Origin of the sequence: Cytobacillus gottheilii (assembly GCF_001636345.1) — a bacterium.
GTDB classification, from domain to species: domain Bacteria; phylum Bacillota; class Bacilli; order Bacillales; family Cytobacillaceae; genus Cytobacillus; species Cytobacillus gottheilii.
The window spans coordinates 2,585,140-2,598,632 of the sequence record NZ_KV440945.1; the positions used below are offsets into that span (position 1 = coordinate 2,585,140).

11 protein-coding genes are annotated in these 13,493 nt (G+C 41.7%); 1 reads left to right on the forward strand and 10 read right to left on the reverse strand.

Annotated features, from left to right (window positions below; genetic code table 11):
• Positions 1-5 precede the first annotated feature (5 nt).
• The 5 genes from A6754_RS12460 to A6754_RS12480 form a co-directional block, all read right to left on the reverse strand.
• Complete coding sequence (locus A6754_RS12460) at positions 6-554, reverse strand: cysteine hydrolase family protein (RefSeq protein WP_066445979.1); 549 nt, start codon at positions 552-554, stop codon at positions 6-8.
• A 180-nt stretch (positions 555-734) separates the two neighbouring features.
• The gene (locus A6754_RS12465) at positions 735-1,208 is read right to left on the reverse strand and encodes a PaaI family thioesterase (RefSeq protein WP_066445982.1); all 474 of its coding nucleotides are present in this window, start codon (positions 1,206-1,208) and stop codon (positions 735-737) included.
• Positions 1,209-1,320: 112 nt separating this feature from the next.
• Positions 1,321-2,370, reverse strand: coding sequence for an LLM class flavin-dependent oxidoreductase (locus A6754_RS12470; RefSeq protein WP_066445985.1), 1,050 nt, complete (start codon positions 2,368-2,370; stop codon positions 1,321-1,323).
• Positions 2,371-2,387: 17 nt separating this feature from the next.
• Entirely contained in the window at positions 2,388-3,257 is an 870-nt protein-coding gene (locus A6754_RS12475; RefSeq protein ID WP_066445986.1) for a pirin family protein, read from the reverse strand.
• 110 nt (positions 3,258-3,367) lie between these two features.
• A complete protein-coding gene (locus A6754_RS12480; RefSeq protein WP_066445988.1) occupies positions 3,368-3,715 on the reverse strand; it encodes a hypothetical protein in 348 nt (115 codons plus the stop codon).
• 126 nt (positions 3,716-3,841) lie between these two features.
• On the opposite strand from A6754_RS12480, the gene A6754_RS12485 reads away from it, so the two are divergent.
• Positions 3,842-4,708: a nuclease-related domain-containing protein gene (locus A6754_RS12485; protein ID WP_180320219.1), complete on the forward strand. Its 867-nt coding sequence runs from the start codon at positions 3,842-3,844 to the stop codon at positions 4,706-4,708.
• A 524-nt stretch (positions 4,709-5,232) separates the two neighbouring features.
• Here the strand turns inward: A6754_RS12485 and A6754_RS12490 are convergent.
• The 5 genes from A6754_RS12490 to A6754_RS12510 form a co-directional block, all read right to left on the reverse strand.
• Complete coding sequence (locus A6754_RS12490) at positions 5,233-5,430, reverse strand: DUF2187 family protein (protein WP_066445992.1); 198 nt, start codon at positions 5,428-5,430, stop codon at positions 5,233-5,235.
• Between the two features lie 399 nt (positions 5,431-5,829).
• Positions 5,830-10,239, reverse strand: coding sequence for a coiled-coil domain-containing protein (locus A6754_RS12495; RefSeq protein ID WP_066445994.1), 4,410 nt, complete (start codon positions 10,237-10,239; stop codon positions 5,830-5,832).
• A complete protein-coding gene (locus A6754_RS12500; RefSeq protein ID WP_066445997.1) occupies positions 10,223-10,963 on the reverse strand; it encodes a DUF6063 family protein in 741 nt (246 codons plus the stop codon). The genes A6754_RS12495 and A6754_RS12500 overlap by 17 nt, the downstream gene beginning before the upstream one ends.
• On the reverse strand, positions 10,953-12,464 hold the full coding sequence (locus A6754_RS12505; RefSeq protein WP_066445999.1) for a replicative DNA helicase: 1,512 nt from the start codon (positions 12,462-12,464) through the stop codon (positions 10,953-10,955). The genes A6754_RS12500 and A6754_RS12505 overlap by 11 nt, the downstream gene beginning before the upstream one ends.
• Positions 12,455-13,471 carry a Wadjet anti-phage system protein JetD domain-containing protein gene (locus A6754_RS12510; protein WP_066446001.1) on the reverse strand — a complete coding sequence of 339 codons (1,017 nt, stop codon included), beginning with the start codon at positions 13,469-13,471 and terminating at the stop codon, positions 12,455-12,457. Before A6754_RS12510 ends, A6754_RS12505 begins: the two co-directional genes overlap by 10 nt.
• Positions 13,472-13,493 lie beyond the last annotated feature (22 nt).

Below are 13,493 nucleotides of genomic sequence, written 5' to 3' on the forward strand. Positions count from 1 at the left end.
AATAACTAGTTAAGTGTCTTTTGCAGAGAATGGTACTCCTCCACATGCTCTTTAAAATCAAGCACTTCAATAACCTCTGACCAATGAAGCACAGTTCCGACAAAATCACGGATATCCAGTCCCTTCATTTCATATGTATCTTCATTGTTCGTCGTCCCGGTCGCATCCTCGATAAAAGTCACCTTATACCCACGGTCAAACGCCGAAATCGCCGTAAACATGCAGCAAAACTCCGTATTAAAACCAACGATAAAGAGATGATCTACCCCTAACTCTTCTAAAAGCTCTGGAAGATTCGTTTTGAAAAATGAACTCTGCGTTGTCTTCTCTACCACATGTTCTGCATAATCCCTTAAGGATGGGTGCAGGTGAGATCCTTCTGAATCCTTATATAAAGGGCTCTCCTCCACTTGGTCTAAATGCCGGATAAAAATGACAGGCTGCCCGCTCGCTTTAAAATCTTGAATCACCTTTTCCATGTGGTCAAGCTCACTTGAAAACTCCCCAGCTTCAACTATCGCGTTCTGAACATCAATGACTAGTAGTGCTTGCATGTTGGGTTCCCTCCTTTTTTCCTATAAGTTCTATTTTTTTGTAGAAAATCCTTCTGTTTTTATAGGAAGACATATAAACGATTTAAGATACATGATTCTTGTAATTACATTAATCACATAACTTATAGCTTGGCATATTATTTATCTATCAAAAAGAGCAAATAAATAACGATTGGAATGTTATTTTTGTAGAAACGTATCTGGCATCACCACTGCAATGACTTCCCCTTTGGCACATAAAATAGAGTCTGCGAACACTTCAACGGTCACTCTCCACTTTTTAGGATGAATCGCTTCTACATCACCTACCGCTTTTAATTCTACATTTTGCGGAGTTGGTTTCATAAAATCGACATGAAGGGAAGCGGTTACAAAGCGAGGCGGTTCTTTTCCGTCACCTGGTTCATGCCCATTTTGTCGGTGTAGTGCCAGTGCAGCAGACCCTGTGCCATGACAATCAATCAATGATGCAATTGCTCCGCCATAAACAAAACCGGGAACCGCCATATGTTCACTTTTCGGCTGAAAAATGGTGACTGTCTTCTCCCCTTCCCATCTTGTTTTAAACTGGTGACCCTTTTCATTTAACTTTCCACATCCATAGCACCAGGAATAATCATCTGAATATAGATCTTGTACAGCTATTTTTGTCATTCAAGACACCTCCAGTTTTACCTAATTATACGACAATTTAGTAAATTAAGAAAATGTGTAAAAAAGCACTCAATCATTTATCAACGACTGAGTGCCATATGGTTTATCTCGTTTACTTTTCCTGCTCCCATTTCTCTACTTCGCTTTTTACAATTGGAGCGACTTCTTTTCCTAAAAGCTCGATTGCCCGCATCACTTGGTCATGCGGCATGGTTCCAACTGGAACATGAAGCATAAAACGAGTGATGCCTACATTTTTTCGGAGATGGATGATTTTTTTCGCAACTGTTTCGGAATCACCCACATATAATGCACCTTCAAAGCTTCTAGCATTATCGAAAGTAGCTTTTGTATATGGTGCCCACCCGCGTTCACGGCCAAGTTTGCTCATCGCCTGCTGTGTGGATGGGAAAAATTGCTCTGCAGCAAGTTCTGTTGTGTCAGCAATAAATCCATGTGAATGGGAAGCAACCGTTAACTTCGATCCATCGTGTCCAGCATGTGCTGCTGCCTTTTTATATAGCTCAACAAGCGGAGCAAACTGGACAGGCTGTCCACCGATAATAGCGAGCACAAGCGGCAGACCGAGCAGACCGGCACGAACAACAGACTCAGAGTTGCCTCCGCTGCCGATCCAGACAGGAAGGGGATCCTGCACCGGACGAGGGTATACACCCCGGTTGTTGATGGCAGGGCGAAGTCCTCCTTGCCATGTTACCTTTTCAGACGCACGAATTTTTAACAGCAATTCTAGCTTTTGATCAAATAACTCATCATAATCCTGCAGATCATAACCAAACAACGGGAAAGATTCGATAAATGACCCGCGACCGGCCATGATTTCTGCTCGGCCATTTGAAATGGCGTCAACCGTTGCAAAATCCTGAAAAACACGTACAGGATCTGCAGACGAAAGCACAGTTACAGCGCTTGTTAGGCGAATTTGTTTCGTTCTTGCGGCAGCTGCGGCTAAAATAATGGCAGGAGATGAAGCAGCATAATCTTCACGATGATGCTCACCGACTCCAAATACATCTAAGCCTACCTCATCGGCTAAGACGATTTCTTCCACTACCTCTTGAATTCGCTGGGCATGGCTAATCGTCTCCCCTGTATGTGGGTCTGGCGTTGTCTCTACGAACGTACTGATTCCAATTTCCATCATTTCCTCCTATCATTTCACTTTGCTGGCGGTCCAAATAATCCATTATGATAATCGCGATAAGCCTGCTTGATTTCATCCATTGAATTCATCACAAACGGACCATAAGGAACAATTTCTTCTTTTATAGGCTTTCCGGAGTAAACAAGAAGCCTTGTTCTCCTGCTGTTTGCCTTGATTTTTATTTCACTTTTATTTTCATCATTTCCTGCCTCATTGAACGTTAACGTTGCGACTCCATGCTTTTTCAAGTTTACATTGGACGATCCAATCGTTAAATCTCCTGACAAAACATAGACAAAGGCATTATGTGTTTCAGGCAGCAGATGCGTGTATGTTGCCCCATTTTCTAAGTTGATTTCGGACAATGTGATGGGCACGACGCTGTTTAGCGGTCCCTGCACACCGGCAATATTACCGGAAAACACTTTCACATAGCAGCCTTCAAATGATGCTGTTGGTGCGTCTTCACGATATATATTTTGATAGGTGGTTGGCGTATTTTTTAGGTCTTTCGGGAGGTTCAGCCATAGCTGAAGCGTATGGGCAATGTCTTCCCCAACCGCTTCTTCAGCATGGCGCGCAGCCCAGCCAGCGTTCATATACTGCACATCACCAGGTTCTAAAATATCTCTGCCCCCGGCATTATCGATATGCTCAAGCCTGCCATCCACCACATATGTAACCGTCTGAAATCCCCGGTGAGGATGATCCGAAAACGTTCCGCGCTTGAACCAGTCTTCTGCCATCAAAATAAATGGATCAAAATCCTTCCAGCGGTCAACAGGCAAAATCCAGCCTTTTTGAACCAATGGAAACTGTGCTTCTTCATATTTTACAGACCAATGATCTTTAATATCTCTTTCAAACACTTGCTTATTCGCCATCTGGGACACACCTTTCTGCTAGTTTAAGGTATAATCAAATTACAGCATATCTGTATGAGTAATAGCAAGGCTAGTGCTCAAGTCCCAATAAATGAACAAAAAAGAGAACCTTACTCTGAAGGCTCTCCGTTTTCTCCGTTATTTAAAAGCATAAGCCCCTTGTTAATCGTGTATAGCCTCCCATGAATCAGGTAAAGCTCCTCACGCCCTTGAATATATTCCTCAATTACTTGAAATCCCTTTTTTAACCTTTTGACCAAATAATACGAATACTTCCCATCCCATTCATATCGATTGATTCTTTTTAGCTCATCGGAAAGAACCCTCAGCTTAAAATCCTCAATAAGCAGTTTTATATGAAAAATCCCTTCATCTTGTTTGTGTTTTTCCTGTACCAGCAGAATAAAATCCCGAACCTGATCTGCCAGCATATTCGCCTTTTGCATCTGAATGTCCATATGTCTCGCCCCTCATCTCTTTTATAGATGTATATGTGAGGAGGAGGTAAAAAATTTATAGATAGGATGTTTTAAATGAACTTAAAACCGTTAAATGAACCAAAAGAACTGAGAATACACCAGCATTTGAACAGCCGTATGGAGCTTAATGAAAAAGAGATTCAGCAGTATAGAAATTTGGAAAAAGGTTATGAGGGGGAGGTTGTTTTTTCAGAGTTATTAGAGCCACTTGGTGAAAATGGCACTCTTCTATTTGACTTGTTACTGGAGCAAAATCAAACGCTCTTTCAGATTGATGCATCCCTTTTGTTGAACAATGAGGTCTATTTGTTTGAAGTAAAAAACTATTGTGGCGACTTTTATATGGATGGGGAGATTTTGCGAACAATATCGGGGAATGAAGTAAAGAGCCCGATTTTACAGGTAAAGAGGTCTGAGTCCTTAATGCGGCGGTTACTTTCTGATATGGGAGGTTCTGCGGTAAAGCTCCATTATTACATCGTTTTTGTAAACCCCGAATTCACCCTATATCAGGCACCGCCTAGTTTAAAGGCTATTTTTCCGACACAGATTAATCGGTTTATCGGCAAATTGAAGTCGCAGCCAGCACAGATTTCGACCAAACAGGAAAAACTCGCCGAGAAACTGATGGAGAGGCATATTGACAATTCGCCATATAGGAGGTTACCAGAATATGATTATGGTAAACTAGGGAAGGGGGTTGTTTGTTTGGGGTGCGGGTCTTTAGAAACTAAAACTTTTAACAGAAAACAACTGATTTGTGAACACTGCAGTACAACAGAGACTATTTTAGAGGCTATCCTACGTAGTATTAATGAGTATATCCTTTTATTTCCTAGTGAAAAAGTATCTACAACAATAATTTATGATTGGTGTGGCGGGATGTTCTCTAAGAAACTAATATGGAGTATATTATCTAAGAAATTTACAAAGAGAGGTAGCGGGGTTTCTACTTTTTATGAGAAGCAGTGATACATTGTTATGTTGATGATTTTTTAGTAATTCCCGAATTTCGCTTGGTGACCTTGTTTCGGGAATTACTTCGGCGTTCTTATTCCCGAATTCCGCTTGGTGACCTTGTTTCGGGAACTACTTCGGCGTTCTTATTCCCGAATTCCACTTGGTACCCTTGTTTCGGGATTTACTAGGGGCTTCTTATTCCCGAATTCCACTTAATGCACTTGTTTCAGGAATTACTAGGGACTTCTCATTCCCGAATTCCACTTAATGCACTTGTTTCGGGAATTACTACGGGCTTCTCATTCCCGAATTCCACTTAATGCACTTGTTTCGGGAATTACTACGGGCTTCTCATTCCCGAATTCCACTTAATGCACTTGTTTCGGGAATTACTAGGGCTTCTTATTCCCGAATTCCACTTGGTACCCTTGTTTCGGGAATTACTAGGGGGCTCTTATTCCCTAAACCCACCTAGTTCCCATGATTCAGGAATTATGAAATGATTTTGTTCCCGAATCTTCTTTTTTGTAAAATAATTAAATCAACTTATAATTCCGGTGATTCACCACAGTCATCAGCGGTTCATCCTTCTTTTCATTCAAACCATATTCAATTATCACTGAGTTTTCCCGAAGTACGACTACTTTGCCTTTTTGTCCTTTGGCTTCGCCTTTATTCACTTGCACCCAGTCACCTATATTTGCTGTCTTTACGCTACTTTTCTGTTCTTCCATCTGAGAGCCTCCAACTATTATGTTTATTTTATTTTATTTTGTTTGTTTTGTTTCCTTAGTATGACCATCGATTTTCGCATTGATACCTGTTGCTCCATCCACCGAACCAGTACAAATCAGCTTAGCCTCACTTCGATAGAACAGATTCCCACCATTAAAATGATGCTTAGCCACGCCAAGTGTCAATCGGGCAAAGTACACCTTGCCAACAGATTGCCTTCACATAAACAACGCTTAGCCACACCAAATGTCAATCAGGCAAAGCACACCATACAATCAGTTCCCCACCAGATAAACAATGCATAACCACACCTTTCCTTTACCCCCAAAAAGAACCTGCTTGCATCAAAAAATAATAAAAACCGAGCCACTAAGAGCGGCTCGGATGCCACATTCAACTTAAAACAGTTCCAATTGTTCCACCTCACCAAGCCTTTCCAAAGCCTGTGGTTCATGGTCTTGAAAGTAAGCATGATGAAGCTGCTTTACTGCTGTCATGATTTGTTTGTTGGTATCAGCAGCTTTGCGCAGGCGGCAGCTGTAGATAACAGGAAAGTAATTCCGCAAAAATTTGCCTTCAGCATGAGCGGTTAAGGTAATCATTTGAAAGCCAAGCTGCTCTGCGATGAAAAAGACCGGGTTCAGAACATGGTCGCTTGATGCTTTGCCGAAGGGGTTATCTAAAATGACAACACGATTTCTTTTCATACTTGGGTCCAAGTGTTTCTGCTTTTCGGCTACATAATTGAGCAAGCCTAAAAAGAGTGTCATGTTCTTGCTCCATTTTTCTCCGCCCGACCATACATTGGTTTGTTCCCATGAGTAGGATCTGGTCGTGACTTCATTGTCGTTTGTCACTTTACGGCAGGAGACTTTCATCATTTCATTGTTCATCACCACTCGCAGCAGCTGTTTGGACTGCAGCCAAGTTTCTATTTCTTTGCGGACCTTGCCATGATCTTCGTTACCATCTGAAGTTCTAAAGCGATCAGAGTCCAGCTGCGATACAATCCATTCAATATGGCTGCGGATCCGCGATTTCCCGTCTTCCTCGGACCAATCTGGAATGACAAATTTATAAATTTCCTTCCATTTGTCGGCGACCTTTACTTTTGTTTTATTCGGGATTAGTCTTAGTTCACCGGCCACCGTGTGCAGGTGATTGCTAATTCGAGTCACGAATTGTTCTAAGTCTCGGTCATAGCCCATAATCGTTGTTTCATTATAGTGAATCGCTGTCTGAATCCGTTTTTGCATGTTCGTTTGGAATTCCATAATTTCTTTATAGGTCCTTTTATTGTCGACCCCTTGCCGGGCCATTTCACGCATTTTCACATCGGTAATTTGATCTTTGCAAAATGCTTTAAAGAGCTCTTTTGCTTGATCCAGCTTTGCTCTTTCTTTTGTTACTTTATCTTTACCATCCTGCAGCTGCTTCGTTGCTTTTTTCACGATTGCCTTGTGTTCGTAGGCAAAATCTCTGATTTCTTCCTGTGTTAACACAGCTGCTTGAATCGATGGACCTTTAAAATGATGTGCCTCTTCAAAACGATCTAGCTCATGAAACGCATTTTTAACAGCCTCATATTCACTTGCAAACCTTTCTTCTTCTTGATCGAGATATCGCTGCTTTTCATACAGCTGTCTTTTTTCTGCGGCTAAAAGAGCCTCGATTTCAGTCACTTCTCCTTCAAACTCCAGCCATTCATCGCCAGGAAAGTCATTCACGAATTGCTCCTTCGCGATGTCAACGGCTTTTTCCTGTTTCAAAAAGCTTTCGCGGCAGGCAGCAGCTCGTCCCTCAGCAGCTTTGACAGCTTTATCACTTTCTTTCATTACTTCTCGATAATGCTTCAATCGCTCTTTTCCGTTTGGCACAAAGGAAACCTCTTCCTGAACTGGACCATGTTCTTGCAGAAGTTCTTCAATTGCCTCAGTAAAACGGTCTTTTTCTTTCTGAGCAAAATCCAGTTTTAATCGCAGCTCTTGCTGGGAACTCGATAATTCTCGGCTCGCAAAAATCAGTTCCTGCCGCTCGTTCAGGAGGACAGCTTTTATTTTACTAGTGTACAAAGCTTGAAGTCCTTTTACTTCTTTATATATTTCATCATCCAGAATCGACAGGTAGTGGTAATGCTCAGCGATTCTTTTTTCCTCCAGCTCTTGCAGTTGATCTTTCCAGCGATCCTGGGTCTTTTCCTTGCTTTGAATTTCTTGCTTCAGCTCATTGATCTGCTGTTCGTATTCCTTTTGTGTCTTGCTGATTTCATGGCTGTCTTTTTCTAAACGAAGATATTCATATCCATCACTCAGCCTGGTTTGCAGTCCGTTATATTCTCCCTCAAGGTTGCCGACCTTCGATTGAATGGCATCCATTTTGTCTTTGTTATCAGCCATTTGTGTGTGAAGCTCCTTCTGCAGAGCTTTTAATGCTTGAAGGGCTTCTGTTGATTTCGAAAGCTGTTCTTTCTTTTCTTGATAAAAGGGATAAGGATATGTTTGTAAAAAGGCTGATAATTTCTCGGCTGCCTGACTCCATAATGATCGTTTTGCTTCAGCCTCTTTGCGAGCTACCGTGGCCACGTCAGCATTTTCTTTCATTGACTGTTTCCAGTCGTGAAAATGAGCGAGTTCTTCATTTTCCGTCCAGTGCGCCGGGACAATAGCCTCCGAATAGATGGTTTCGCCCAGTACAATTGCCCGCGCTTGCTCAAAAGAAAGAACCTCAATAGGAAATTGCAGCTTGCTCCGAATGTGAGCGACTTTTTGTCGCAATGCAGCTGTTTCACTTTCTGTCGTAATCAACGTGTTTGGCCAAAGCGGGTATTTCTTTGCATATTCCTTATTTATGGGTTCTAAATTTTGAATATACATGATCCCGGTTTCAAGCAGATGAAATTGATTTTTCCATCCCTGCAGCTGTTTTTCCAAATAAGGATCTGCGAAAAAGAGGTCTTGTTCTCCGTAATCATCCATCAGCCTTAAGGCTAAACGCTCTTTATATAAGCATTGATCCACTTCGGCATTAATAGAGTGCAAGAAATCCTGCAGTTTTTGTGTAATTGAATCTTGCTTTAAGTACACGGAATCAATCGTCGCCCAAGGTATTTGAAGCCCGCCTAGCACTGCTTTTACTTTATTGTGTTCTTCATCCATATAAATAATTTCAGTTTGTAATTTCGTATGGAGCTTTTCCTGGCCTTCTTTTTCTCGTCTGCTTTCTTCCAGTTGATTTTCTAGTTCTGTATAAGCTAGTGCGAGCAGTTTGTTATCGTTTTTCAGCTGAACAATCTCTTCATCTAGCGAGACGAGACGTTTTTCCCAAGTAGAAATGTTCTCTTTAATATTTTCCTGTTCAGGATGAGCCAGCAGCTTTTTCAGCAGTTTTCTCATGCTTTCCTGAAGAGCTTCCCATTTGCCTTTTTGGGTATGAAAACGGTCGTTAAGACGATTCAGTTTTTCCTGTTCTCCTTTTAGCTCCTGAGCAACGCTAGCAATCTTGTCTTCAAGTGGCCGCTTTTCATACTGAATTTCTGCTTTACGGCGATCGCTTTCTTCCATTTCATTTAAAAATAGCCCGAGGAATTCTCGCTGATTTTGAAGGATGCGCTCTTCTAACTCTTGCACTTCATCTGCTTCATTTAAACTGTCCAGCTGCTCGCGCAAAAATTGGATTTGATCTTCTTCTTGTTTACAAGCCAGTTTTAACTCAGCAAACTTCAACGCAATGTATTGATTGCTTGCTTGTTCATACTGTTCTTTTTCTTCATTCAGCTCCTGGTGTAAATGGTGCAACTGATCCTGTAAACCTGCCAGGATCCTACCAGCTTTTTCAATGTGCAAGGAGCCCTCTTTTTGCAAATAAAGCCGCTCTTCTTCTCGCCAATTTTCCTTTTTTCTCTTCACATCATTCAGCGACTGCTCATATTGTGTTTCTTTTTCTAAAATGAGATGTAACACCGCTTTGGCGTGCTGCTTCTTTTGCTCATAAGCGTTCCATTCGGCATCAACACGAGCAAAACGGCTGACATAATCGTTCAACTGAGCTTCAATTGCTTTGTTTTCTTCGATTTGCTGCTTCAATTCTTTATAAAGCTTAAAGCTTGTTCGCTGTTTTTCAAATGTATCGGCAAAGCTGTTTTCTTCATGGCCGGCAATCGCACTCTCAACCGTTGGCACAAGAAGCCGGTCGAACAGCTGATTCGTTTGGCGGCAATCGTCAAAAAAAGCTTCGACACCGCCTTCTGTACTATTAATTTTGACGATGCTTTCCCACTCGTTGGCGATGATATGATATTGCTCTTCCAAATGCTCCTGGTAGGCTTTAATGGTTGAAAAGGTCCGGGCGTTCATGTATTGCTGTGTCATATACTGATAATAATCAGCAATTTCCCCGCGGTCACTTGGACGGTTTGAATTTTTTTTGACAAAAGGCACTCCTTCAATGCTGTTTTGATCACCTGTCATATAGGGATACACATAGCGATAAGAGCTTAAGCCGTCTTTTGTTAAAAATAAACTGACACACGTAAGCAGATACCTCCGGGGATTTTCCGATAGAATCCATTCAATGGCGATATGTGCCGGGTAGTTATCAAGCTGCAGCGTTTGTTTGATTTTCCGGTCAGATAAATTGGTATGCGGAATAATAGCCTGCAGGGCGGTCTGAATAAAAACGGTCTTACCGCCGCCGTTTTCCAGCAAAATCGCGCCATTGTAGCCGTCAAAACGGAAAATTTCATCATTATAGCGTTTTAGCCCATCTTCATAGACCACGTTTGTAAATCGAATTTTACTGATGGATGGCATCGTGATCCTCCTCCCATTGATAAATAAATTCTAAGATCCCTTTGTTATATTCGACCTCCATGAAGAAGCGCTGCACAATTGTTTTTGCTTTTTCCGTTAAAATCAGTTCGTTGTTGCCGATCTCCTCCAGCAGCTCCTGATCGATGACAAACCTTTTGGCTGTATCCATAAAACTCAGGCGGCTGATCGTATTGCCGCTTTGCTTTTTCGCTGATTCTTTAATGTCGTTCATATCGTCCCATTTATCAATGATTTGTTTCCAGTTGTAGGAAAACTCTTTTTCTTGCTGCAGCAGTCTCTCTTCATCATGCTCCATCAACATCAGAATGCGATCATTCACAAGTAATGTCCAATCGTCAAGCCGGATAAATTCTCTTGTAGGCTCAAGTGTTTGATAGCTATCATAAAAACTGCCGAATAAAACAATGACAGTAAAATAAAGCAAATAAATGTCTGCATTTGTAGCGCCGGATTTTAAATAGGTTCTTTTGAGAAAATCATTGTTGACATGAAAAGGAGATAATTTCGTTTCTGGAATCATATACATTTGATCTCCCGCCAAAATGATGACACAATCCACATGATGCGCAAAACGATCAATCAGTCCGCGCACACTATCATCGGCTTTATACAACGCCATTTGCTCTGCACCTGCACGCCCATCCCGCGAAAGCAGAGAATAGATTTCAAAAGCCATCATGACTTTGCCTTCACTATAAGTCATCTTCAGGTTCCTCCTCTATGTGAATATCCATGTTTTGAATGGAAAAGCGATCTGTTACTTGCAAAATGTCTCCGCGTTCTTTTACGGTCAGTGTTCGATATCCTAACAGTCTGATCGCTTCATCAAATGTATGTGTCTGCTCTTCTTCTTCTGTTTTTGTGATTCCAGGAATGATCGGAGAACGCTGATGAAGCACGACCCAGAAATCATAAAAGAAACGCTGGGAGACAAGATTCTCATCTTTTTTGCGTATGTATTGAATGATTTCCTCGAGACTACTGCAGCCTTCCTCCGCTGCCAATAAGAATTGCTTCATGCAATAAGCATAATTTTGTTTGAGAATGATTTGGTCGTGCTTCTCTTGTTCTGCACCCAATTCCATAAAGCTATAATCGGGTCTTTCTTCGCGATCTTCCCGGATATTTTGCTGAGCAAAGATCGTAAGCGGTGACCATGCTTGATGTTGATCTAATGGCAAAAAGGGATGAAGAAGCCCTTTCATTGCTTCTAGTGGCAGAGGTGTTCCAAAGACGCGAGCGTTGATGTCCTGCTCGAAGTTAAACGCATCAATACCGGTATAGTAGAGAGATTCCTGAGCAGCCTTTAGCGTATGATTTTTTAATTCAATGCTCTGATCCAAGAGCTTGGAATGCTCGTAATGGACCTCCTCAAGCTGATTGGTCAGCTGAATGACATAGCCATATGTTTTTTGTTCTTTTTGGTGAAAATCCTGCTCAAACAAACGCTCTTTTGTTTCCTTTACAAATTCCCGAAGCTCTCTAAATTCTTCATTTTCGCGTGCCAATCTGGCATGAATATCCTCGAGCAGCTGTTTATAACGTTCAAACGTTTCTTCTGAAACAATACTGCGCTGAATTTCATGGCGCAGCTTGATCATCCGCTCGTTTAAGGTTTCCACATCAATGCGCATTTCGTTGATTTGCCGCAGTGCGCCTTTAAATTCCCCTTTTTCCAGCTGTTTGCGAAGCATGAGCTGATTGATTGATAATTGAAATTCACTGTAAAATTCCTTAGTGGCAAAAATCAATTCCAGCCCATCGTCGTCCAATGTGTAATATTGGGTGTTTGTTTTTGAATCAAAGGTATTGGCTTTTAATAACGAATAAGACAGCTCTTCTTCCGCAAAGCTCTCCCAGTTATAAAAAGAGTAGGCTCTCTTTTTTCCGTGGGCAGGCCGGAACGTTTCAATGATTAAACTGGCGATGTCTTCATATGAATTTTGCTCTAATACATATAGCCCGCTCGACATTTTTTGTAAAAAAACAGCTAATTCCCGTTTTCCGCTCTTATTATTGCGAATGATCTTTTGTTCAAAAAAGAATAAAAGCGACAGCAAACCAAAGCCTTTTAAATCGATCGGATCCCCTTTTTTGTCTTTGGTTTTCTTGCGGTCCAGCTCGTATAAAGGGTCGAAAAGAGCCAATCTCCGCATCCGCTCCTTATATCCGCTCGTAATGTCTGTAAACGAGTTTAACTCCATCTTGTTTGCCTCCAAATGGTTTGCAGCTCTTCAGTCTTCAGCACTTCTTGCGGAAAATAACAGCCTGAATCCAAAAGAGAATGCAGCTGCTCTCTCTGTTCTTTTTTTAAAAAGGCAGAAAAGGCTGCGACTGCATCCTCGTCCAAACGCTGATTCGTTTTGCCTTGGAGATGCTCTTTTGCCAGACATGCCTCGTAAAATGGCATGGCGGGCTCCGCATCGATTTTTGACTGCAGGCGATGCCAAATAAAAATCCCTGATCGGTCAAGGTCCCCAAAATAATAAAAACGATGCTTAGCCCCTTCTAATGGCAGCTGCCGCTCAAATTGGTCCATGCTATTCAGGATCTTATTGCCGCACCCGTAAATTAAAGTGGTAAAAGAGGTATGTGGCAGTGCATCCAAAAGCCCCTGATAGGTCGTTTTATTCTCCACAATTAAATGCTTATGTTCTTTTTGCATGAACATCTTTGGATTCAGAGCAAACATAAGCGGATCTGAAACGGGGATTATTTTCATAGAATTCCATAATCCAACTCTTTCCAGCAGTTCTTTTCCCTGTTTATCTGTGATCCATTTTTCGTCTCCAACTAATTCCACGCTGCGTTCAGGCGCTGGCACCTCATAGATTGGCAGACCAAATGATTCTAGATATTGATGAATGGATAGTAGAAAGGGCAAATCCATATTCCATTTTGCAGGCTGCAGACGATAATATGAATCTAATGAAATGGAAGGATGCAGCTTTAGCCGATACGTTTTCAGCTGCTCATGATAATCCTTTTTTAAGTGAATGGTATGTATTCGGTAGGAGTATGCTAATGAAGGCGTCCTGCTATTTCTCCCTTTCGCCTTCACCATTTCCAGTATTCCTTCGTTCTCTAGTAATAGAACCTGCTCAGCAAACTGTTCATATGTCAATCCACTTGGAACCCATCTTTCCAACTCCTCGACAACAATCGTCTTTTTGGAATAAGACAGCAGCTCCTTCGTGATCCATTCTTTCATTTTCAAACACCTCTATACAACA